At 44.3% G+C, this 23320-nt stretch carries 20 protein-coding genes and 1 riboswitch; of the genes, 3 read left to right on the top strand and 17 right to left on the bottom strand.

Going from position 1 to position 23320, the window contains the following annotated elements:
- Positions 1-370 precede the first annotated feature (370 nt).
- Positions 371-1150, top strand: a complete 780-nt coding sequence (locus tag U1I11_RS13645; RefSeq protein WP_322906679.1) for a class I SAM-dependent methyltransferase — start codon at positions 371-373, stop codon at positions 1148-1150.
- A gap of 342 nt (positions 1151-1492) precedes the next feature.
- Here U1I11_RS13645 and U1I11_RS13640 read toward each other — a convergent pair whose 3' ends face one another.
- The 17 genes from U1I11_RS13640 to U1I11_RS13555 all read right to left on the bottom strand — a co-directional run bounded on the left by U1I11_RS13640 (position 1493) and on the right by U1I11_RS13555 (position 20387).
- Positions 1493-2449 (bottom strand): 3'-5' exoribonuclease YhaM family protein, encoded by a 957-nt coding sequence (locus U1I11_RS13640; protein ID WP_322906678.1) that lies wholly within the window; start codon positions 2447-2449, stop codon positions 1493-1495.
- Between the two features lie 264 nt (positions 2450-2713).
- Positions 2714-4444, bottom strand: coding sequence for a DUF2326 domain-containing protein (locus tag U1I11_RS13635; protein WP_322906677.1), 1731 nt, complete (start codon positions 4442-4444; stop codon positions 2714-2716).
- Positions 4435-4662, bottom strand: coding sequence for an ABC-three component system middle component 6 (locus tag U1I11_RS13630; protein WP_322906676.1), 228 nt, complete (start codon positions 4660-4662; stop codon positions 4435-4437). The genes U1I11_RS13635 and U1I11_RS13630 overlap by 10 nt, the downstream gene beginning before the upstream one ends.
- Positions 4649-5635 carry an ABC-three component system protein gene (locus tag U1I11_RS13625; RefSeq protein WP_322906675.1) on the bottom strand — a complete coding sequence of 329 codons (987 nt, stop codon included), beginning with the start codon at positions 5633-5635 and terminating at the stop codon, positions 4649-4651. Before U1I11_RS13625 ends, U1I11_RS13630 begins: the two co-directional genes overlap by 14 nt.
- Before the next feature lie 186 nt (positions 5636-5821).
- Positions 5822-7657: a 23S rRNA (uracil(1939)-C(5))-methyltransferase RlmD gene (gene rlmD / locus U1I11_RS13620; protein WP_322906674.1), complete on the bottom strand. Its 1836-nt coding sequence runs from the start codon at positions 7655-7657 to the stop codon at positions 5822-5824.
- Between the two features lie 234 nt (positions 7658-7891).
- Positions 7892-8833, bottom strand: a complete 942-nt coding sequence (locus tag U1I11_RS13615) for a YwqG family protein (protein ID WP_322906673.1) — start codon at positions 8831-8833, stop codon at positions 7892-7894.
- A gap of 170 nt (positions 8834-9003) precedes the next feature.
- Positions 9004-9900 (bottom strand): diacylglycerol kinase, encoded by an 897-nt coding sequence (locus U1I11_RS13610; protein ID WP_322906672.1) that lies wholly within the window; start codon positions 9898-9900, stop codon positions 9004-9006.
- Between the two features lie 100 nt (positions 9901-10000).
- A complete protein-coding gene (locus U1I11_RS13605) occupies positions 10001-10774 on the bottom strand; it encodes a sirohydrochlorin chelatase (protein WP_322906892.1) in 774 nt (257 codons plus the stop codon).
- 3 nt (positions 10775-10777) lie between these two features.
- Positions 10778-11068, bottom strand: coding sequence for a YerC/YecD family TrpR-related protein (locus tag U1I11_RS13600; protein ID WP_188778663.1), 291 nt, complete (start codon positions 11066-11068; stop codon positions 10778-10780).
- A gap of 550 nt (positions 11069-11618) precedes the next feature.
- On the bottom strand, positions 11619-12581 hold the full coding sequence (gene corA, locus U1I11_RS13595) for a magnesium/cobalt transporter CorA (RefSeq protein WP_322906671.1): 963 nt from the start codon (positions 12579-12581) through the stop codon (positions 11619-11621).
- 358 nt (positions 12582-12939) lie between these two features.
- Positions 12940-13941: an inorganic phosphate transporter gene (locus tag U1I11_RS13590; protein WP_322906891.1), complete on the bottom strand. Its 1002-nt coding sequence runs from the start codon at positions 13939-13941 to the stop codon at positions 12940-12942.
- Between the two features lie 349 nt (positions 13942-14290).
- Positions 14291-14905 (bottom strand): DUF47 domain-containing protein, encoded by a 615-nt coding sequence (locus U1I11_RS13585; protein ID WP_322906670.1) that lies wholly within the window; start codon positions 14903-14905, stop codon positions 14291-14293.
- Between the two features lie 215 nt (positions 14906-15120).
- Positions 15121-16008, bottom strand: a complete 888-nt coding sequence (locus U1I11_RS21670) for a DUF3048 domain-containing protein (RefSeq protein ID WP_416235515.1) — start codon at positions 16006-16008, stop codon at positions 15121-15123.
- Between the two features lie 257 nt (positions 16009-16265).
- On the bottom strand, positions 16266-16928 hold the full coding sequence (thiE, locus tag U1I11_RS13570; RefSeq protein ID WP_416235517.1) for a thiamine phosphate synthase: 663 nt from the start codon (positions 16926-16928) through the stop codon (positions 16266-16268).
- Positions 16929-16975: 47 nt separating this feature from the next.
- Positions 16976-17788 carry a bifunctional hydroxymethylpyrimidine kinase/phosphomethylpyrimidine kinase gene (gene thiD / locus U1I11_RS13565; protein WP_322906668.1) on the bottom strand — a complete coding sequence of 271 codons (813 nt, stop codon included), beginning with the start codon at positions 17786-17788 and terminating at the stop codon, positions 16976-16978.
- Positions 17789-18075: 287 nt separating this feature from the next.
- Positions 18076-18897 carry a hydroxyethylthiazole kinase gene (thiM, locus tag U1I11_RS13560; RefSeq protein WP_416235514.1) on the bottom strand — a complete coding sequence of 274 codons (822 nt, stop codon included), beginning with the start codon at positions 18895-18897 and terminating at the stop codon, positions 18076-18078.
- Positions 18898-19040: 143 nt separating this feature from the next.
- Positions 19041-19143: riboswitch (TPP riboswitch) on the bottom strand.
- Between the two features lie 413 nt (positions 19144-19556).
- Positions 19557-20387, bottom strand: a complete 831-nt coding sequence (locus tag U1I11_RS13555) for an alpha/beta hydrolase (RefSeq protein ID WP_322906666.1) — start codon at positions 20385-20387, stop codon at positions 19557-19559.
- A 373-nt stretch (positions 20388-20760) separates the two neighbouring features.
- Between U1I11_RS13555 and U1I11_RS13550 the strand changes: the two genes are divergently transcribed.
- Both U1I11_RS13550 and U1I11_RS13545 read left to right on the top strand, forming a co-directional pair.
- Positions 20761-21429 carry a DUF1129 family protein gene (locus tag U1I11_RS13550; RefSeq protein ID WP_322906665.1) on the top strand — a complete coding sequence of 223 codons (669 nt, stop codon included), beginning with the start codon at positions 20761-20763 and terminating at the stop codon, positions 21427-21429.
- A gap of 563 nt (positions 21430-21992) precedes the next feature.
- Positions 21993-23051 (top strand): nuclear transport factor 2 family protein, encoded by a 1059-nt coding sequence (locus U1I11_RS13545; RefSeq protein WP_322906664.1) that lies wholly within the window; start codon positions 21993-21995, stop codon positions 23049-23051.
- Positions 23052-23320 lie beyond the last annotated feature (269 nt).

Here is a 23320-nt window from a genome sequence, read left to right as displayed (position 1 = left end):
AACAAAAAAGGTTCGCCAAACGACTATAGCCTTTCTGTAGCCTGTGAATTATATATCCATACTCAGCTACCGACGATGCTGCATCATCCCTGCTTGTGTACACTACTTTTAATTGTGCATCCATACTCAGCTACTGACGATGCTACATCATTCCTGCTTGCGCACACTACTTTCAATCGTATATCTATACTCAGCTAGCTACCTATGCCTACCTTTAGGCTACTTCTGCTGCTAACACTATAATTTGAAAATGGCTAAAGAGATATGTTAAAATAAAAATGAAACAACGTACCGACTAGTGAAACAATAATATGCAATTCTAAATTAATTTCCACTACGTTTACACAATTGAAGGAGATGAGCTATTTCAATGCCAATCAACTTCCATGATGAACAAAACAAACACACCTACGCCACCCGAAGCGCCGACCATTCTTGGATTCGTGTCATAGCCGCAAATGCCAATATAACACATAAACAAATTGCCGACATCGGCTGCGGAGGCGGTATTTACACAAAAGCGCTTAGCGAAATGGGCGCCGCTCATATTACCGGCGTTGATTTCTCCGATAACATGTTACAAGCTGCCGCTCACAACTGTGCTCATCTAAGCAATGTTGCTTTTCAAAAAGGCACTGCTTACCAAGCGAACTTGCCTGCACAGAAGTTGGATATCGTATTAGAACGTGCTTTAATCCATCATTTGGATGATTTGGACGCTTGTTTTCGTGAAGCCGCTCGCCTGTTAAAACGTAACGGTATGTTGATCATTCAAGATCGCACGCCTCAAGATTGCTTACTGCCTGGTGATTGCCATCATATTCGTGGTTACTTTTTCGAACAATTTCCGCGTCTGATAGATCGTGAAATCAACTCTCGTTATGATTCCACTAGCGTACAACAAGCGCTGGAAGCGAATGGATTGCGCGTAACACAAACGATATCTTTATGGGAAACGAGAAAAGTGTATGGCAATCTAGACGAGTTACAGCAAGACCTGCTGCTACGCACAGGTCGCTCGATTTTGCATGAATTAACGGATGAGCAATTACAGGAGTTAGTATTTTATATAGTAGGCAAGCTGGCAAATCATCAAGCACCGATCATTGAGCAAGATCGCTGGACATTGTGGTTTGCGGTGAAGGAGTGAGTGCACGGTTTGTTGTGTAAAATAAAGCGGACACTTGGCAGCGTTTATTGTAGTAAGGCACTTAGACGGTGTGTTCAAAGCGTCAGCCATCATTTGATTATTCGAAAGGGAGAATACATCAATACGGATTAACATGGCATAGCTTCCACTTTCAACTCATAATCGCCAAAGTGTCTCACCGGATTGTTGATCAACGGCAAACGTCGTTTGTCGGAATATCCGTATTTTGTTATTCGTTTGTTGCTTAATTATTGCAGCCGTAAGCGGCGTATCCTATTTACATATTTAGTCATCCATGCTTTCAGAACGATAAAATAGTTTTACTTATTGCATGCCCTTCATCTATTTAAGGTCAAGACGCAATAAAGCTTTATTTTCCAGTCCTCTAATTAACGGTGTCCACGCCTCTGTTTCAGACGTAGTAGCCAGTGCATCTTCTACCATCTGCAATTTGGCATCCAGTACATCAATATAGTGCAGCGCGACCGCTTCTGCTAATTGTGGCTGTACAGGGCTACCCCATTCACCTAAATTATGATGAGAAAGAACTAGATGCTGCAAAGCAACTACTTGATTCGACTCTACAGGAATGCGATAGTGGATCGCCGCTTCAACGATCCAATTGGAAGCCATAACGATATGTCCGAGCAGCTTTCCGTGGTCACTATAATCGGTCACAATGCCTAATTGCGCATTCATTTCCGCAGGTTTGGCGATGTCATGGAGAATAATGCCAGCTTTGATTAAATCCACATTCAAAAAAGGACGTTGTTTACAAATAAACTCCCCAAGCTCTAACATACGCACAATATGATACGCTAACCCGGCAAAATAAGCATGATGATGAAACTTCGCAGCTGGATATTCCATCAGCTTGTCTTCCACTTTGGCGACGCAATACGCTACGATCTGTCTAATGTCCTGATCATGAATTTCATGGACTGTGTTTTGGATAGTATGGATAAGATCAGTCGGGCTGATCGGGGCAGCTTTAATGAAGTCTGTGAGCGAAATATGATCTTCCTCTACCGCTTTGCGAATTCTGCTAATTTTCACTTGTAGTTTGTCTCTGTACGTTTGCACGACACCTTGTACTTTTACGAGTTCCATTGCCGCAAACGTTTCTTTATCCTCGGCTGTGACATCCCAATATTTGGCGGACACTTCTCCGCTGGCATCCATCAATATAATATCAAAATAGTCTTTGGCTGGTGTCGTGTTCGTTTGTTTAGTTTCCAGCATTTTCAAGAGATAAAAACCGATGAAGTCTTCGCCGACTTTGAGTTGGTTGATGAGCATGGTGGTTGACCGCCTTTGTTGTAGATTAGATTCGGAACGTTTTTAATTCTCCGTGATTCGCTACTCTTGCTTTTGTTGTAGTAATTTAAATAATTTATGCTGTAATTATATATGTTCGACTTTTCTGTTGTTATTGTACTAAGTATACGGTAATCTTAAAAATTCTATATATAACTGGTTCAAAAACAAAAAAATTATCAAAGCATATTTTAAAATACTTTGATAATTATCACAAAATTCAAATCGATTTACTTCAAAAAAATTCTAACTACTTTGTTCGATTCTAAACAACTTATCTTGATCAGAAAGTCGCAAAATTATATGCTCGCTGCTGTTTAACTCACTTGGTAGTTTATCTTTTAGAATAGAAAACACTAATTGAATTTTGTTATCTTTAGCAAACTGGCTAACTCTTTTTAATTGATTCCCATGCATTAACTCTTTTTTATCATTTAGAATGAAATTCAAATGAGGTAATCCTTCTTTTCTAGCAAATAAAATATACGCAATGTCAAAGCAAATTATTTCTCCTTGTTTCTTACCTGAACTAGTATTAGCGTTAAAACTCTCAAAATAATAGTAGTTCTGCTTTGTTTTTTTATCTTCTCTTATATCGAAGGTAATTCCGTATTGTTCACCATATAGTTCATTAGAAACTTTAGCAAAAATCCCATTAAAATCTTTTAGTTTGTTTTTTAATTGTTCTTGGAATTTTTCAGAGAATCTATCTCCTTCGAGTAATTCAAGTTCATTATTTAATTCTTTAATATGATTTTCTACAGTTTGTAACTGCTCAATTCCGCTTTCCAATTCACCTACACGATGATAAGCTTTGGTTAATTCACCAATTATATCTTCTAAATCTTGAAAAGTATCACTTGTAGATATTTTTTCAGATAATCTTTTCTCCGATTTCAGAAAGCTATCTAGAGTATTTTTATATTCTTCAATGGTAGAACGTATTTTAGGGATATCTTGTATAACAAATCTTATTTTTTCTAATATCATATTATTGTGGTACTCTACTAATCGTTCAAATGTAGTTTGAATGCCATCTACATTTTTTTTTGCTGTCTCGTAAATTTCTCGTAACTCTGAAAAATTAATTTCTGACATATCCGCACTTAGCTCTTTTTCTGTTTCAATCAATAAATGTTCGCGTAGGCTTAACTCGCTTATCCTTGAACTAATAATACTAATTCTATATTTAATATCGTTTAATTCAGCTAATTCTTGTCTATAATTCTCATTTATATTCAAATTTTTCTTTCTTATTTCAAGATTATTTATATTCCCTTTTACGATATCCAATTGTAACTCCAATTCATTTTTAGAATGCTGCTTTTCTAAACGTTTCTTGTATTCTTGCTCACTTTTGAGCTTTGTATTTAGGGGAGACTTGTCTAAAACTGGTAGTCCAAACATAAACAAATGTAATGTCTCATATTCAAAATTTGTAGTAAATGTGTTCAAAACCTTTAAGGTATTTTCTATCTTACTGTTCTGATATCTAATGTAATGTGCTACTAACTGACGAAAAGTTGGCTTAAGGATATCTCGTTCTCCAATTAAGAGCTCATCAAGTTTCTTCTCAAATTCTTTTCCTGAATCTTTTACAAGATTAACTCCATTGATAGACATAATTTTTTGATTTCTTTGAAGAAAATTCCGTTTTATTACTATTTCCTTTGAAGACTCACTTTTTAAATTCTCTTTTAATATTAATGTAATGACAAATTTATTATCAACTAAATAACTTTTCACGTAGTCTATATCTTTCCTTGTTTCTGGATCAATATAAATTTGTTCTGCGTTCCCACCTAGACAGTAATCAATCAGTGCCAATACAGTCGTTTTCCCAATATTATTTCCTGTTTCAATATCGTTTTTTCCAATTGTTTCATCCACTATCAGATTTGCACCCAAGTGAAACTTCAACTCTCTAATTACTTCTGCTTCTGAATGAGAAGATATTGTTAAGCTTTTTAAGTACATATTAAAATCTCCCCTTCCTCATTTACTGCTACTGCTTCAATAAGATACAACCAATCTAAGCAATATGAGAATACTCTTAATGAAATATCATATTTAGCTTTCATTAAACGAAAAACTGTTACTAATTGACGATCCTCATTATTTTGAATCTCCTTTAAAATTATAGCAGCATAGTAAAAAATACTGGATTCTGGTTTCATTTCATTAGGAAGCAACATGATTATACCCCTCAGGATTCTTAAAAATTTTACATCTAATAAAAGCATCCACTACAATAATCTTTACACACATTTCGATGACATCTTCTTCAATATCGTCTAGATTATTATTGCTACAAATATATTCTTCAACTTTACTAACAATATTAAGAAACTTCTCAAGATTATTAGTATCAGACTTACATAATTCTTTTTCATAAAATGAAGTTATTTTCCTCAACACTGAAACTCGTTTATTTTTCCCTTCATGTTCAAATTCCTTATATAGCCTATCTAATATGGAATAATATGGTATATATTCTTTGATAGTGGTTTCTTTAATATCCTCTAATTCATTGTAAATAATTTTTTCATCAATATTATAAAGATTAAGGTTGATATCTGAAGTCCCACCTTCATCTAAATCTTCTTCTGCTAATAACTTCACTATTTTCACTAAGTTATTAGGAATCATGGCTGGATTAGGTGCTATACCAAATTCTTTTATAAATAAGTCATACACTTGGCTATACGGTACAATACCTAGTTGGTTAATTTTTGTTAATAAACTACTCTTGTCTAATATATCTTGCTTAGCTACAAAAGAAATTTGATAAGGGTTAGAATAATCTTTATCACGTAAATTCTTTACTTCGTCAGCGATAAATAAAAACTTAATTTCATAGTCTTTATTAGCATACTGAGAAATTTTCTCCTTGCTTAAAGTATCTTCAATTTTTTGCCTAGTAGCTGTTGAAGATACTTGAATCAATAATTTATTTTGAATATCAACTAAGTCAATTGCTTCTACAGTTGCTGATTCTGTATTAGCAGATTCTAATTGATATCCATATGTAAGATTCAATAGATCGCGGTAAAAAGTTTCGGCATGGATATTCAAGTCTAAAACATTCAATTTTCCGTTAGTTTTAATTCTGTTAGATAAAGTTTCTAATTTTTCAGAAATCTCATTATAATATCGTTGTCTATTCATAAGCAATACGTCACTCCTCATATAGATTGTTTATTTTTTGGAATATAACTCCAATATAAAGATTAAAAAATTTAGATTTGTATCTATTACTTATTCGAAATTATTATGTTTAAAATATAACCTAAAGACGCGAGCAAGCTCGCGTCTAACTTCTTGTTCTATATTAGCCCATTATCTCATTATAAACTACTCTTTCACCAGCAACACTACAGCCTCCACATGCACCGTATGCGGGAACATATCCACCGGTTGCACCTCCACCGTCTGATAACCGCCTTCCTCCAACACCTGCAAATCCCTTGCCAGTGTCGACGGATTGCACGATACATACACTACTTTCTCCGGCTGCATCTGTACAATCGTCTCCAACAACTTCGGATCGCAGCCTTTACGTGGTGGATCGACGACGATTACGTCTGGGGTGATGCCCTGCTCTTGCCAGCGTGGAATGACATCTTCGGACGCCCCAACTTCAAATTCCACATTGGTCATTCCGTTCAGTTCAGCGTTTTTGCGCGCATCTTCGATCGCTTCCTTAACGATCTCTACACCGTACACCTGTTTCGCATGTTGTGCCAGAAACAGCGAAATCGTACCGATGCCACAATACGCATCGATGACCGTCTCCTTGCCAGTTAAACCGGCATACTGCACCGCTTTTTCATACAACACTTCCGTCTGTACCGGATTCACTTGGTAAAATGAACGCGCAGAAATGGCAAATTTTACATCACCGATATAATCGTGGATCACGTCGCGTCCCCATAGCGTGCGGGTTTCGTCACCAAAAATAACGTTTGTCTGTTTCGTGTTAATATTTTGACAAATGCTGACGACTTGTGGCATGGCGGCACGAATGCGTTCGATCCATTCCGGTTTACGCGGCAGGCGTTCGCCGTTGGTGACGAGCACGATCATCATTTCATTAGTGGCAAAGCCGACTTTAACAACAACATGGCGCAGGATGCCTTCGCCTGTTTGTTCGTTATATGGCTGGATACCTAGTTCTTGCCCGATCGCTTTGACCTTGTTGACCAGTTCATCGTTACGGCTATCTTGAATGAGACAGCTTTGCATATCGATAATACGGTGACTGCCACGCGCATAAAAGCCGCCAACTAGTTGTCCGTCCTGTTGACCAATCGGCACTTGCGCTTTGTTGCGGTAGCGCCACGGCTCCGCCATACCGAGTGTCGGCAGTACACGGATGCCTGCGGATGTAGATGGAGACGGCTGAGCATTCATCTGCATTGCTGTAGCTGGTTTTGCTTCGGTAGGCTGTATCGCACTTGCTTCATCTACGACGGTGTTTTGTGCATCTATGGATGGTAATGTGTTTTGTGCATCTATAGATAACAATGTGTTTTGTTCATCTATGGATCGCAACGTGTTTTGTGCATCTACGGATAGTAGCGTGTTTTGTCCAGCTCCCAAATTTGCCTGTTCTGTCGCTGTAACAGGTACATCTGCTGAATCGAATTTATGTTGGCGTGAATTTGGATGATCGGATGCTGGTTTATTTACCGTCATCTCGTCCACTGCTTTGTTCAGGCTAGCTTCATTTGCCGTCTTAGCTGCTGCTATGATCGGCTCGTGCTGCTTTTGCACGGTCAGTTTCCCGATCCGCTCCAAACTGTCGATCACATGCTGGCGTTTCCATTCCAGCTGTCCGGCATAGCTCATATGTTGGAGCTGGCAGCCGCCGCATTGGGTGTAAATTGGACACGGTGCGTCTACGCGATCCGGGCTTTGTTGGAGCACGTTTAATAGCTTGGCGTAGCCGTATTGTTTTTTCGTTTTGAGTACACGGGCTTTGACACGTTCGCCTGGAAGTGCGCCGGAGACGAATAAGGTGTAGCCGTCTGCGCGACCGACACCTTCGCCTTCATGGGTTAAACCGATCAAATCGAGTTCCAGTTCGTCGTTTTTGGCGACCGGCAAATTGGCGATTGCTGCGGAGGCAGCTGCCGGTTTACGGCGACTATTTTTATGTGAGTGACCGCCTTTGCGGTTGTTATTCATAGTCATTGCTCCATTTTCCATCTTGATTTGCGTTCGCCCAGATGGGCAACTACTAAATTGTATAGAAAACTGGACGACGTTACAATACATATCGCTACTTTAACAGCGGATTGTTGGATTTTGTTGGCTCACAACTGCAACAAAATGAAGCCGATTGCCTACATGCTCTCGTCGATTGTACTCGGCATCCGTATATACGAACGACATACGAACAACATACGAACGACTTACCGATTAGCTGGAATAAATCGAACAAAATGTGCGATCAAATCGCCCTGCCAGCAAATCTTGTTTGCGGATAAAAAAGTGCATATAGCCCGCATCCCACCACACAAAGCCGATCTTCTGGTCGCTATCCACTTCCAGCAGCATCAACACATCATCCAGTTCCTGTTGCAAACGGGCTTCGTCACCGTCAAAATGCTTGAGCAGCCGTTTGCGATCGTCGTCCGGTCTGTACGAATATTTGCCATTATACCAAAAGCAAGTGGCGATCAATTCATCGTCACCGTGCTGACCTTCGGCATAACCGAACAGTTGCCCGACTTTATTTTCCGGCTTCCAGTCCATTTCCTCAGTAATGAGCAAATACGCTTCTTCAGATTCGTCGGTCAGCGTACTTTGCTCCACCAGATGCAATGTGCTATAGCCATAATTCGGAAATTCAACGTCGGCATGCGCATGTACTTCGTACGCTTCAAACTTCATTTCGTCTTCTTCCTCCCAAATCGTAAAGCCTTCCTGCTGCTCATATTGTAGCTCAGAAACGTCTGTTCCTTGCCAGTATAGCACTTGATGCTCGATATTTTGCGCTGTTTCGCCTTCACCGGCAAAAAAGTACAACATGCCCTGTTGTGGCAATAGTGAACGATGTACACCTTGATACGCTTCATCTTGTATTTCAGCATGCAATTGGGCGAGATTGAGTTGGGCGATTAATGTCATCGTATCGCCGTTTTTCGTTTGTGGCCATGTTAGTTGCGGTGGCAGATCAGGATTACCGCCAAAGCGTGAATGACCGATACGCTGATGCCCTTTGTTACCGCGAATTAATTTAACGACCGGACGCTGATGATTGCGTAAATAGTTTTCCAGCTCAGGCGCTTCATAGTTGTCGAGCAGCTGCTTGAGTTTAGCTTCTGGCAGCAAGTTTGGATAATTGGAATATGTATGCATTGGCAATAGGCTCCTTTCAAATGTAAGCTTTTAGGCAGACGATTGCTGCCTGTAACCGCAGATTCGGTATGATCCTTTACGTTCCGCATTGCAAAAACATAAAAGCTCCCGCAACCGTATGCTATCCTTTCTTTGCAGAAATTCAGTATATGGATTACGGAAGCTTAATATTACTCTGCCGCAAAAATGCGCAGCTTATGCTTTAACACTTCAAAATACCCTGGTAAACTGCCACCCATCTCGCCATCCAAATTGAGCAGTACTTTTGCTGCCTGTGGTGCTTCGATATGCATACGACTTGTGCGGAAGTAGAGTACTTTCGGGTCGTCCAAATGTTCGCCGCGCAGTGCCATCGTGACGAGGCGAATAAACTCGGCGAGGTTGCAGTTTTTGACGGCGATCACGTCGAACATGCCGTCGTCGATGCGTGCATCTGGTGCCAGCTTTTCAAAGCCGCCGACCGAATTGCTGTTGGCGACGAGGAAGATCATAAACTGGTCGTGGATCATGTCCATCCCTTCCGGGCGAATGATTAGCTCGGTCGGTGCCAGATTGATTATTTTCTCGATGCCTTTCATATAATAAGCCATCTGGCCGATCATCGTTTTGAGTTTGCTCGGCACTTCGTACGTTAGCTCGGTAAATGAGCCACCACCAGCGATATTTATAAAATAACGATCATTGACGCGCCCGAGATCAATCGGACGGGTATGTTGCCGGATGACCAGATCGCAATAATTTTCCCAATTGCGCGAAATGCCGAGCGCACGGGACAGATCATTCGTCGTACCGAGCGGGAAAATGCCAAGCGGTGGTGGATTGTCATACGCCGCCATCCCGTTAATAACTTCATAGATCGTACCATCGCCACCAGCGGCGATAATCATATCGTAACCGCCACGCTCGATCGCATCTCGTGCGGCTGCGGTTGCATCATTTTCACCTGTTGTTGCATGGCAGCTTGCTTCAATCCCACCCTGATCCAAACGCTGCAAAATATCCGCCAGCCGGCGACGCATTTCCTCGCGGCCGGAGGTCGGATTGTAAATTAATCTCGCTCTTTTCATTCCTGCATGCCACCTATTGTTGAGTTGATAAGCCTGTTGAAGGACATAAACAAAAGCCGCCTGGCATAAGCGCCGATAAAACAGCAGACCCCGCTATGTTTTATTGGGATACGGTCATCTGTTCCAGCAGCCTATCGACTTGACGTTCCATCCAATGCGACAACCGTGGATGCGGCAATAGCGCTTCACCGGCATATTGATGACTTAACCCGTCCAGACGACGGGGAATCACGGTGTTCAGGAAATACCCACGACTCAAAAAGAGCGGTGCCACCAACACCCGATAGCCACGCTGCGTCCACTTTCTCGTCTTTAGTGTCAGGCTGTCCGGATTCAGCAGTGCATAGTCTGCATAGGCGGTGCCACTAATCGCTCCGACCCGTCTTGATAACGAAGCGATGCCTTTGACCCAGCGCTGCAAAAAGCCAGCATGAATGCTGCCATGACCGACGATGAGCACGACTTCACGCGTTGGTTGTTTTGACAAATGCTTTATTTTATCCCACAGCATAAATGCGATATCTTCATCATCATCGACCGGATCGCCAAAATGAACGTTTGCGGTAATACGAAAAGGTGCCAGTTCCGTTTCTTTGTCCGGCGCTGGTTTGACGCCTAACGCATACGATATTTCGTCGATATGTGTACTGCCGGAAGATACAAACAGGGGGATAACCAGCAGATCGGTTACCCCTTGTCGTTCCAGCTCATCAATTCCGTCCTGTATTAATCTGCCTGGTACATTGTCCAGATAGCTGCTGTATACAGGCAGTTGTGCCGGAAAAGATGTGCCTGCGACCGCTTCATCGATCCAATGCATCCATTCCGATTCCGGCGATCCATGACTAATGATCAATATCCCCGGTTTGCTCATCATTTATCGCCCCAGACGCTCCAGCGTCATTTTGTAGCCGTCATTGCCATAGTTCAGGCAGCGTTTGACGCGCGAGATCGTTGCCGTACTCGCACCAGTCTCCGCTTCAATCTGATTGTATGTCGCTCCTTTACCAAGCATGCGTGCCACTTCCAGACGCTGAGACAGTGATTGAATTTCATTGACAGTGCACAGATCATCGAAAAATATATAACATTCTTCCAGATTCTTCAGTGTCAGAATCGCTTCAAATAATTGGTCAACGCTTTTATCATCAAGTTTTTTAAGTTGCACGATTAGATCATCCCCTACTACGGTTAATGTACCTTCATTGTATAGATTACCATTTGTTTTTTCAAGCGTTAACGATGTACAGTATTGCAGAATGACAACGTTCTGACGATCCGGTGTCACAGCGTTAAAGCTGCGCTGAAAATGAAAATGGACGATCGTTCATTTTCAAGCGATGTGTTTGAGGCGTGGACAATGACTGGAAATAGATATATGACTATATATTCAGCTATTAACGAGCTAACGGCTAATTCGTTAATCAACCGATTACCAATGGTATTGTGCCTCATATGGACATGATTGTGTAAGAGCTTATATGCTGGCACAACATAACCTAGTGGAAATGATAGTGAAAAGTTTGCACTATTATTTATAATTAGCCGATCGTTTAGCGGTAAAGCCTGCTTGGTTGTATGCTCGTTTACAGCGATTTGCAGGCAATCGGCGGTAAGCAAATAATCGTTTGGGTGCTAGGGAAAACGGTGTTCTATCCCTATTCATCGTGATGCCGCTACATTCACTATCCATGTATAAGCTATCTTCATCCACCATTTCACTTAAACCAGCCGCGTTTTTTAAAGGCGATCATCATGCCTGCACTCAATAGCGCCATAAAGATCAGCACCGCAAAATAGCCATATTTCCAGTGCAGCTCCGGCATATTTTCAAAGTTCATTCCGTAAATGCCTACGATTAAGGTGAGCGGCATAAATACGGTCGTGATGACGGTTAATGTTTTCATAATGCTATTCATCCGGTTGGAATTGAGCGAAATATAACTGTCCCGCAAATCCGATGTCATCTCACGATCCGACTCGATCATATCGGACAGCTTGAGCAGATGATCATAAATATCGCCAAAATACGAATGATGCTCATCCACCTGCTGAATATGCTGGGAATTAATGATCCGGTACATCAAATCGCGCATCGGTATTATCGTCCGCCGCAATTTAAGCAGTCTGGAACGCAAAGCGAACACCTGAGTCAGCAGCTCATCGACCGCTTCGTTCGGCCCGATATTTTCCAGCGTGTCCAGCTCATCTTCAATATCAAACACACATGGAAAGTATTCATCGACAATTTTGTCGATAATTAGGTAGGCGACCGCAATCGGGCCGCGCATCCAAACCGGGCGTTTCGTTGTGCGATAGCTTAGCACACGTTCCCATGCCATCTCCACTTCACGTTGATATTGTTTATGAAACGAGACGATCAAACGCTCGCTAATAAACAGATCGACTTCGTCCGCATTTAATGTATCGCGCTGGACGGTATGCAAAACGAGAAACTGGGTTTCTCCATAATAATCCATTTTGGGACGCTGCAATAAATGCATACAATCTTCAATCGCCAGCGGATGAAAATGAAAGAAGCTGCTCAACAGTTCGGCTTCTTCGGTCGTCGGCTCGTTAAAATCGACCCAGCACCATACATAGTCGTCGGAATGAACATCCTCTACTGGAACATTTTCTACAATTTGGTGTTCTGCTGTAATGCCGAGTATACGTATCAACAGTTTCGCCCTCTTTTCCGTAAATTCATCATTCCAACGTATGAATCTGTCGCGAGTATATCATAAATAAACCGCTCGGATCGAATTGCAACAGGGTAGTTGCTATGTTCAATCGCAACGTCTCTGTCAACGATGATGAGCTATATATCGCATTGCACTTGAATCAGAGCTTGAACTGGATACACAATCCGCACAACGATCGGTTACTAGGCAAGTATGAACTTGTAGCCCAAAACATAAAACATATAAAAAAACCGCCGTTATCGTGCAACGGCGGAGAAGTGAAGTTTACGTATTCGTTCCAATCCTATCCGGTTTGATCACACTGATGTGTACGATGCTACTGACCGCTTGCTCATTAAAACAGATCGAACAACAATTTGTATAAAAGTCCTGCCAGCACTGCTGCGATTGGAATTGTAATAATCCAAGCCATCACGATCCGACCGGCAAGTCCCCATTTAACTTCACGGAAACGTTTGGCGGCGCCGACACCGAGAATGGCGGACGTTACAGCATGGGTCGTACTGACTGGTAAATGTGTTAATGTGGCAGTGAAAATAACGGTAGCTGACGTTGCATCTGCCGCAAAACCGTTAATCGGCTCAATTTTGAAAATTTTGGTGCCCATCGTTTTGATGATTTTCCAACCACCGACCGATGTACCGAGTGCCATCGCGGTCGCCGCAGAAATTTTCACCCATAGCGGTACTTCCAAATGATCCTGCACACCAGCGGCGACGAGCGCAAATGTAATAATTCCCATCGCTTTTTGCGCATCGTTCGTTCCGTGCGAAAATGACTGCAATGCTGCTGTCAACACCTGTAATGAACGAAAACCTTTGTTCACGCTATGCGGGCTGCGTTTGGCAAAAATCCATTTTAAAATGTTCATTACGATAAAACCGACTACAAATGCAATTAGCGGCGACAACAGCAAACCTTCTACGATTTTGATAAAGCCGCTCCAATTTACCGAACTGGAACCTGCGCCGACAAATACCGCACCGGCAAGTGCACCGATCAATGCGTGCGAAGACGAGGACGGAATGCCGAACCACCATGTTGCCAAATTCCAGATAATCGCTGCAATTAGCGTCGCAATTACGATCTCGATCCCGTTGTCCAGCTTGGCTGGATCGGCAACGCTTCCCCCGATCGTCTTGGCAACACCGGTAAATGTGAGCGCACCGATAAAGTTCATGATGGCTGCCATCAGAACTGCGGTACGCGGTGGCAATGCTCGTGTGGATACCGAAGTGGCGATCGCATTGGCTGTATCATGGAAACCATTAATAAAGTCAAAGGCAAGCGCTAGAAATACAACGATACCGAGCACCAGTAATGAGGTTTCTACCATAATCATTCGTCATCCGGTTGTTCCCCCACTCCTGCGGGGCCGGACGACACTACCTCCTTAATATCGTGTGATTTTGCATGCCGCAAAATCATCAGCTTCTGTAATGATGGATTGGGACGTACCGAGCTATACTATATACTGCATACTGCAATATAAAATCGCATAGTTAGTGTAGCGCACTAAGGCGTGTCTTCAAACGTCTTTCCAAATCGTTCGCTGCGGTTCGTTTGCGTCAAATTACGCTATTGGCACCTGTTTATACTGTACATATAGCTCGTTTCATAACGTTCTGGCGGCAAAAGAAAAACGAACCTGCCTTGCACATGTCGGTTCGGTTTCCTGTCCGTCATCAGGAGTTACTCATGATGATCGATTCCAGCATATTGGCTACGTCTTCGCAGGCGTCGGTCGTCGACTCCAGACGTTCGTAGATTTCTTTGCGTTTGATTAGCTCGATCGGGTCTTTGATCGTAGCGAACAGTTCTCTAATGCAATCGCGCATCAAATCATCGCCTTGATTTTCCAGATCGTTCAGACGAATCGTATGTTCACGAATCGCCAGCAGCTTTTTCTGGGAGAGCAGGTGAATCGCTTTATGAATTTCAAATGCACATTCGCGCAAAATAGCAGCAAAACGAATAATGTGCTTGTCCGGTGTACTCATATGATACATATCAAAACGGGAAGCACATGCCTCCATACCGTCCATCACATCGTCCATCGTTGTCGTCAAATCCATAATATCATCACGATCTAGCGGTGTGATGAATGTTTTATTCAACTCAGTAATAATCGTATGGGTATACGAATCGCACTTGTTTTCATAGTCTTTCATCGTTTTGGTGAATTGTGGAATATCTTGCAGGCTCGCAATTTGTTCAGCGAAGTAATCTGCGGCCTGTACGATCGTATCCGCCATATTCTCCAGCGTCTCAAAAAAGATATCCTTCTTTTTAATACGCATTTCTCTAACCCCTTTTCACAATTGTGCCGAACTTTGTCGACAAAATGCATTTTAAACACAAATCTGGCGTTGATCACAACCTTTGTTATCTTATCAATCCGTGTACCATTTTGTAAAGAATAGCTTATGAAATGATTCACAATTCTCACACAAAATTCATACAAAATAGGGCTACCTGCTACCTATTACACCAGAAAATGGTTTTTATACCCAATTTAGTCCCATTTTTCTCCGTCTATTGTTAGATGACTGTAAAACGATACTGTGTCAGGCACGATAGTATAATAGGTCGTTCCGATTACGAGCGGCATTTCTTTGCCGCCACTGTAAAAGCGTATCGCATCGCCTGCCGCATGTTTCCATTCGTCGCGCACGATCTTGCCCTGTTGGAACAATAGCGCTTTCCCGCCAGCATCAATATTCAAGCTCAGCCGTCCGATATGATCCAGCACTTTATAGCTGCCAGCAAGCACGATCACATTGGCAGCGGTTAATGGCTTGTTATCGTTCCGATCGATATGATCTTTGCCGTTAATTTGGCGTGTGTACAATCTTGTCATCCCGTTATATACATAGCCGACTTTGTAGCTTTGCAGCAGAAAACGCAGTTCGATCTGGTTGGCGGTGTCGGTAGTTGGTGTCATTGGTACATCATTAGTGCCAGAGGGAGTAGACGGTTTGGTAGACAGCTCATTCGTTTGCTGAACCGGTTGTTGGCTAGTCGCTACCATTGGATGGTTTGATTCGATAGCGGTCGCTGACTTTGTTGTTGTACCAGCTCCTGTTATTGCCGTAGTACTACTATTCTCTGTTGCGGATTGACCGGTTGTGCGTCTAGACACATCGGGCGTGTGAGCTTGATTCGATGTTGCTGGCAGAAACGGAAACGTCGGGATGTTCACCGTTTCAGCATAGCCTTTTTTCGCAGCAGCCTGGCGGAGCTTGATCTCGTTCGTATACAAATTATGCGGAGCTTTGCGGCTGGCATCGCGCCAAAATGGAGCACTTGCATTCGTAATCTCGTCCAGATGCTCGCGTCCACCACGTTGTAAAATCGCATATGCATCCGTACTGCCGCCAGCGTGCACAAGCAGCGCATGCAACGTATCCCCAATGCCGATGAAATAAGGGCGAATGCTACGTACCGGGCAAAACGTTGCGCTTACTGCGCTTCAAATATACGAAATCCAGACAAAATCAGTAAACAAAAGAGCGAATGTACAGAGGCATTTTCCCACTGTACATTCGCTCTTTGGGATAGGGATAGACAGCTCAACGGTGTCACTTCAAACATAAACTTTTCCCTGTCTAGCTTTCATTTGCTGCACTATATGCTAAAAATAATCCTTGTACCCATCCATTATACGAGCCTTGCCAGCGCTGTAGCTGCCGCCGCTGGGTCGCTCTGTCCAGCGATGGAGGAGATGACCGCAACTCCATCCGCACCTGACTCCACAACAGCGGCGGCATTGGACGTATCAATTCCGCCAATGCCGACAAGCGGCAGCGTCATTCCAGCATGGCGCAGCTGTTCGATAACCGCCGTGCCACGCACTGGTTCCGCATCCGCTTTGGAGCGAGTCGGATAAATCGGCCCGATGCCCAAATAATCGGCTCCCGCCGCAATCGCACAGCTCGCTTCGGTCAGAGAATGCGCGGAAACGCCGACAATTTTATCGGTTCCAAGCTGCTCACGAATGAGTGAGGCAGGCAGATCACTTTGCCCGACATGGATACCGTCGGCTTGCAGCGATAACGCCAGTTCCAGATCATCATTCACGATAAACGGAATGCTATGTTGACGGCAAATGTTTTGCAAACGCCGGGCGAGTTCCGCTGCCGCTTGACCGGTGCGTGCGCCGTCGCCTTTTTCCCGATATTGAAACATCGTAATTCCGCCAGCGATCGCCTGCCGTAACACCTGTTCCGGTGCTGCTGTACAGTTGATGCTGCCCATCACCAAATACAATTTTAGCTGCTGACGCATCCAGTAGTGACGTGCTGCTGTACCTGCTGTCGGCATACTCGCTAAACTCGTATCGTCATGCACGTCTGCTCCATTATGTTTATTCATGATCTGATCGCCCCCCGCAATCGATAGGCAAAATGATTCGTTGGCCCATGCACCGAGCCGATTCCAAGCCCATCCTCAATCGCAGCATGCACAAATGCTTTAGCCGTTTGCACCGCTGTCAACACATCGCTGCCTTTCGCCAGCTCAGCGGTAATGGCTGCCGAATATGTACAGCCTGTTCCATGTGTATGCGGTGTATCGATGCGCCGTCCTTCCACATAATGAACATGTTGTCCGTCATACAGCACATCGATCGCTTGCGCCGTTGTCAGATCATGACCACCTTTGACTACGACCGCCCGTGCGCCCATATCGACCAGTTGAACAGCTGCCTGCTCGCGTTCAGCTAGCGTACGGATACGGCTACCGATTAGCAGCTCCGCTTCCGGCACATTGGGCGTAACTACCGCCGCCAGCGGTAACAGCTCGGCAATAAGCGCCTGCACCGCCTGCTGTTGCAGCAATACCGAACCACCTTTAGCGACCATAACCGGATCGATGACGAGTGTGTGCCATTTATACGTGCGCACCGCTGCGGCAACTTCACGAATAATGTCGGCGCTAAATAACATGCCCGTTTTGACGGCTACCGGGTTAAGATCGTTACCGATAGAATGCAACTGCTGCCCAATGCCTGCTAGCTCTACCGGATAGACGCCTTGCACACCTGCCGTATTTTGCGCGGTGACTGCTGTAATTACAGACATACCGTATACGCCCAACTCTTGAAATGTTTTCAAATCAGCTTGTATGCCAGCACCGCCTCCACTATCCGAACCGGCAATCGTTAACGCTTGCGAGATGTTCATTATCGTTCACTCCTTTGCTCTAATGTTGTGCCGACTGTGCTCGGTAATGTTTTCCAATCTCGTTATGCTCATCTTTTCATCGGCGGAAATGATCGTGTTTTAAGTATAATGAGCGACATGTATAACCGACTGTCATGAAAAGCAACCGCATTGAATTGCCTGTAAAACAATTTGAACACATCCGCTGATGAATGGGATTGACCGTGCAGCTAATGGATCGTTTGCGTCATAAATGGATCGTTGTAAACTTTCGCTTCGAGCAGATCATCTTCGCGCAGTTCCGCTCTTTACTTCGTTTCGTGAGCCGGATACAGATGATGCTGAATGCGGCTGTTGCCGTCCACCTGTTCTGGCGTAATCGTCGATAAGCGATTCAAAAAGGCGTTTTGAAAGCTACCTGTCCCTTGCCCGCCTGCATCGATCGCCGCCAGCTCGGCAGCTAGACCATAATAAGCTACCGCTTCGGTCACCGCTTCTAAGCGCTGTTGTGCCCGTGGCGTTACCGCTGCAAAAGCAGCCACGACCGAGCTGAGCAGACAGCCTGCTCCAGTTACTTGGGTTAACAGCGCATGTCCATTACCGACCGTATTCACCTGCACACCATCGGTAATGATATCTTGCTGCCCGGTAATGACGACGATACAGCCAAGCTTTTGGGCTGCACGCACTGCCAGCTCTGTACGATCGCCAGCTCCTCCACCTGCATCGACGCCTTTAATTTGCCACTGTTCACCGATCACATGCGCCACTTCAGCTACATTGCCGCGCAATATATCCACGTTTACTGCTGCGATAATCTCGTGCGCGGATGTGGTACGATACACCGTTGCCCCCGCACCGACCGGATCAAACACGACCGGCACCCCTGCCGCATTGGCGGCTTGCCCTGCCAGCTTGATCGATTGCACCGTATATGGATCAAGTGTGCCCATATTGAGCATGACTGCACCTGCCATCGCCGCCACGTCCGCCACTTCTTCGTGCGCATACGCCATAAAAGGCGACGCGCCCAATGCAAGTAACCCATTGGCGGTAAAATTAGTCACGACCACATTCGTAATATTGTGCACGAGCGGATTGATGCTACGTACATGCTGCAAAAATGACATCTCCATTCCCTCCCTCAATTCATACGCAAACGCGCCCAGTACAACAAAAAAACCCACCGATCTCCCGTAAACAAGAGAAAAGTGGGTCGTATCCGTTCGCTATCGCTGCGACAGTACGATCGACTGCCACATAAGCTTGAATGAATAGTTGTCTTCCACTTCCCTCCGCTGGTATGATCCAGATCAGGTTCCAAGGGTCCGGAATACACTTCCGTCTCAGCCGTTAAGGCTCCCCTAGTGAAATTGCTACCGCGCTATACAGCCTTTGCCGTATTGCCGGGTCATTATGAATCGTTACTTCATCAATCCAAACTATACATTGATGAACGTATACAATAGCCGTTGTCTGCTAAAGCTTAATCGTACGCATGTAGACATAGCATCATCCAACATTATTGCACATCTGTTTCATTACCATACCACGCACACTACAGTTTGGCAAAATATACTCGATCGATGATGCACATTATACCCTAAGCTAGTAAGCTGTCTCAAATATCTCAAATAAAAATTACGTTTGCATGTACGTAAACACGTTTGTGCGCAAGCAATAATAACATAAATTCAGGTACGTGTATGTGCTGATCGCTTATGCATGAACAGGTTTACACATATTCAAAGCCGACTTTTATAAAGATAGGATTACAGCGAGTCAGCGATCAGATCATCCAGTGCTGCCATTGCGTTTGCGCTGCTTTACGCTCCGACAGCCACTCGGATGTATGCTCTAACAGTTCATGGCGATGTGGACCGGAGGAATACGTATGATCCGCTTGGAAAATAATTTCTTTATCGCAACGCCCTTCCGTACGCGTCCAAAACTCCTTTTGATACAAAAAGGCATAATCGACCGGAATGACATCATCGCCCGTACCGTGAATCACTAGCACATCTCCCTGAAAACGGCGCGCCTCCTGAAACGGCTGAAAATGACCGAGTGACTCAAAATATTCCGGCGCAAAGCTATAGCCAAGATAATCCGCTTCCCCTTCCAGCACCGCCTGATCGTACGTTTCTCTACCGACGATTTTGACGATATCATTAAACGGATGACCGACCGGCGACCATAACACGAGATGATTTACACGGCGATCACGAACTGCGGTCAAAATCGCTACCGCCCCGCCCAGACTATGCCCAAGCAAAGTTACCCGTGTCGGATCGATATCATTGCAGTTCATCACATAATCCAAAATAGTCCGCGTCTGTTCCACCATCGATTCCAGCCCTTGCTGTCCGTATTCGCCTGTACTTTCGCCACAGCCTGTATAATCGAAACGAACAACCATATAACCTTCGCCAGCCAGCTTGCGAGCGCTTTGGACGAATAAACGATCCGTACCGATCCGGTTGCCGATGAAGCCGTGACAGATCACGATCAACGGAGTTCGTCCTTTCCCTTTGCCTTCCGGCTTATGGTCGGCAACCGGATAATGAATGCTGGCAGCCAGATCGACCTCATGATGACGAATTGTAATATTGCGTTCCATCGTGAACTCCTCCTTAAAAAGCGATATTTCTGTGCAATGTATACTTTATTTGTAACGCCTATTTTAAAATTAAATAATTCCGATAAGATTAGTAAGTATTATAATGATCTTATATTATCACTGCGCCAGATCAATTGTCAATGTGCTCAAAGTGTGTCAAAATAGAGATTTCCGATCGATGTGCAGCAGCACGATCTGCTTGTCTTCCAGCACCTATAATCCGTTATTAGTTAGACGGTTATCGAAGTCATTCAGAGCTGGGTAATAGCGAATATAAACATAGTGTCGACCGGAGTACAGGCATGTCGCTTGATGTCCATGCCATTCATTGATACTCATACTACCGATACCAATATGAAAGGGGAATATGGCGATGAGCACCGTACGTCATCTGGTACGAGATATTAACAGTATTCGTGACCAGCTTAACCAGGAAAATCTTAACTATTACGATGATGTGATCGTGCATGTGCGCGATGCACGCATTGAGCGCCAGTCCGGGGAAGAATTATTGTTTGAAATGGGCCAACACCTGCTGGAAGCGCAAAAGCGCGGTCAATCCGCCGAACAATTATTTGCCAAAGATTCCGATATGTACGCTGGGCAACTGATCGAGAACTTGCCGGAGCGCAGACAACTTAGCAAACCGATGTATTATGTGATGATTGTCTGGGTAGCGCTCACATGGGTGTTTTTGTTGCAAGCGCTAGCAGGCTTTTTCAAAATCAATATTAGCGGCACAGGCGTTGTGGGCGAAATGAGTCTGTCCACGCTCATACTCGTAGCTGCTGGTGCGATTGTGCTAGTTGAACTGGTGATGCGTGTCGCCAATCAACCTGCTGAGAAAAGCGAGCTTGATCGTCCGCGTATGCAGATTAATATGCGTTCTGTCGCGACCTATTTAATCATTTTGGTCGCCATTATTGTGGTCGGTACTTATTTGCGCCGTATTATGCCGGTCGTTGTCATCTCGCCCTGGCTGAGTCTCGGTTTGTGTGTGATCGGTGTGTTGGGGCAAAAGTTTATTTTTATGCGCCGTTGAGCGTGTGATATAAACGGATCGCTCGCAGCAATTTGAGCATAACTAAAGCTATGTGCGCGTTCGCTAGTGATCATCTTCTGTTTGACTATCTATATTTGCATAAGCAAACTAAAACAGCCACTTGCAGATGTGCCGCCTGGCACAGATTGGGGTGGCTGTTTTTGGCATACCGCTTACCATTGTTCCTGTTACACTGTCATACTTATTCGTGCGCGTTGGCGTTGCACATAATAGGATAGCCAGCTTAATTTACGTGTCATCTTATCCTTTTCACGTTGCAACCTCTATCGTCACCTAATCGTCTTTATACATAAGAGCGCTTCCCCTATTCCAATAGCGATTCGTCTATGTACAACGATGTCCGCTATCGCTTCATTACAGAAAGCAGCGAGCATCACTTGACAATTCCTGTCAGAGCTATCAACGATCGACCTTCGCTATACGATGTTCATTCACACTTGTACAATATAGTTATATAAACGAAAGAAGGTGACATCCTACCACGGACAGGCTCATAACAAATGCGCGCGTACACTACTTATCGAATTTAAAGGAGCATGCTTATGATGAAAAAATACTGTCTTTTAGTAGTAAGTTTGATGCTGATCGCAATTCTGTCTGCCTGCACAGGCAATCCCACTTCAACTACCACACCAACAACAACGCCGGAAACGAGCGAAAATTCTGGCAATACTGCACCTAGTGGAACCGAAACGACTACAACGGCAAGCACGCCATCCGCTGAAGAAGCGCATATTATTGCCAATAAGCAGATTGTGCTCGGTTTGTATCAGGATGTTTTTAACGGTCATCAGATCGATAAGGTGAATCAATACATTGGACAGAGTTATATCGAACATAATCCGTATATGGAAAATGGACGGGACAACTTCACTTCGCTCTATACGTCCATTTTCAAACGTTATCCTGATTTCAAAGTCAATCTGCTCGGTATGATCGGACAAGGCGATCTGGTCGCTGTGTTTGGTAACGGCGGGATTGAACACGGGGCTGCGACAAACTCATCATCCAGTACAGCAACAAGCAGCAGCGAAACAACGACAACTGCTGGCAACTCTGGCAGCAATTCGGCAGCCAATACCGCTATGTTTGTCGAGCTGTATCGGATTAGCAACAACCAGATTGTAGAGCATTGGGAAATCGAACCAAATACCACAAACGCATTAACACCGGACAAACTGCCTGCTCTATCCGCCAAAGCAGAGCTGGCAGCGACCGCTCGTGCGACCGTTGCCGCCAATGCCAGCTTTGTCGACAATTTCTTTGCTACATTTTTCGTGCAGCATAATACCGATATTGCCAATGATGCGGTCAGTGACAATGTGGAGCAATACGGCTTAGACATTCCAAATGGACGTAAAGCGCTCGTCAGCCACTATTTGACCGATTTCCGCGCCAATCCGGACAGCAAAGCAACCGCTGTCCATACGATCGCTGAAGGTGATCTAGTGCTCGTATATAGCCATATGCAAGCCAACGCCACCGAGCGCGGACAGGCGGTCATTCAGCTTTTCCAAATAAAAAATGGTCAAATTGCGGCGCTATGGACACTGAGCCAACCGGTACCGGAACAGCCAGCAAACAATAATACGATGTTTTAATGTCGTTGCCTGGACAGATGGGGCGCTATCTGTGTAACAACTGCATCGGTTATGTCATCGTTGCTATGAGGCTATAACATTCTTCCGATTTGCACAAATTTAAACGCCTGCTTGGGTAGTTAGATTCGATGATCGCACTTCAAATTCATACGATCCAGACAAGCTTTCGCTAACGACAATTCCCTATAGTATAGGGGGAGTTGTCGTTTTTTTGCTGCATCACTATAGCATGCTAACCGGCTCGTATTCATCAGGTGTATCGGTTATAT

It is taken from the genome of Paenibacillus campi, assembly GCF_034659835.1.
Lineage (GTDB): Bacteria > Bacillota > Bacilli > Paenibacillales > Paenibacillaceae > Saccharibacillus > Saccharibacillus campi.
The sequence above is the reverse complement of the archived record's forward strand: the minus strand, read 5'-3'. Positions and strand labels throughout refer to the sequence as shown.

Coding starts and splice junctions, on each gene's coding strand:
- U1I11_RS13585 (WP_322906670.1), bottom strand. CDS start 14,905: ATGCGTATTAAAAAGAAGGATATCTTTTTTGAGACGCTGGAGAATATG.
- thiM (WP_416235514.1), bottom strand. CDS start 18,897: ATGTCATTTTTGCAGCATGTACGTAGCATCAATCCGCTCGTGCACAAT.
- U1I11_RS13545 (WP_322906664.1), top strand. CDS start 21,993: ATGATGAAAAAATACTGTCTTTTAGTAGTAAGTTTGATGCTGATCGCA.
- thiD (WP_322906668.1), bottom strand. CDS start 17,788: ATGAACATCTCGCAAGCGTTAACGATTGCCGGTTCGGATAGTGGAGGC.
- U1I11_RS13630 (WP_322906676.1), bottom strand. CDS start 4,662: ATGTTGCTTCCTAATGAAATGAAACCAGAATCCAGTATTTTTTACTAT.
- U1I11_RS13645 (WP_322906679.1), top strand. CDS start 371: ATGCCAATCAACTTCCATGATGAACAAAACAAACACACCTACGCCACC.
- U1I11_RS13640 (WP_322906678.1), bottom strand. CDS start 2,449: ATGCTCATCAACCAACTCAAAGTCGGCGAAGACTTCATCGGTTTTTAT.
- U1I11_RS13615 (WP_322906673.1), bottom strand. CDS start 8,833: ATGCATACATATTCCAATTATCCAAACTTGCTGCCAGAAGCTAAACTC.
- U1I11_RS13635 (WP_322906677.1), bottom strand. CDS start 4,444: ATGTACTTAAAAAGCTTAACAATATCTTCTCATTCAGAAGCAGAAGTA.
- U1I11_RS13605 (WP_322906892.1), bottom strand. CDS start 10,774: ATGAGCAAACCGGGGATATTGATCATTAGTCATGGATCGCCGGAATCG.
- rlmD (WP_322906674.1), bottom strand. CDS start 7,657: ATGAATAACAACCGCAAAGGCGGTCACTCACATAAAAATAGTCGCCGT.
- U1I11_RS13590 (WP_322906891.1), bottom strand. CDS start 13,941: ATGGTAGAAACCTCATTACTGGTGCTCGGTATCGTTGTATTTCTAGCG.
- U1I11_RS13550 (WP_322906665.1), top strand. CDS start 20,761: ATGAGCACCGTACGTCATCTGGTACGAGATATTAACAGTATTCGTGAC.
- thiE (WP_416235517.1), bottom strand. CDS start 16,928: ATGCCGACAGCAGGTACAGCAGCACGTCACTACTGGATGCGTCAGCAG.
- U1I11_RS13610 (WP_322906672.1), bottom strand. CDS start 9,900: ATGAAAAGAGCGAGATTAATTTACAATCCGACCTCCGGCCGCGAGGAA.
- U1I11_RS13625 (WP_322906675.1), bottom strand. CDS start 5,635: ATGAATAGACAACGATATTATAATGAGATTTCTGAAAAATTAGAAACT.
- U1I11_RS13555 (WP_322906666.1), bottom strand. CDS start 20,387: ATGGAACGCAATATTACAATTCGTCATCATGAGGTCGATCTGGCTGCC.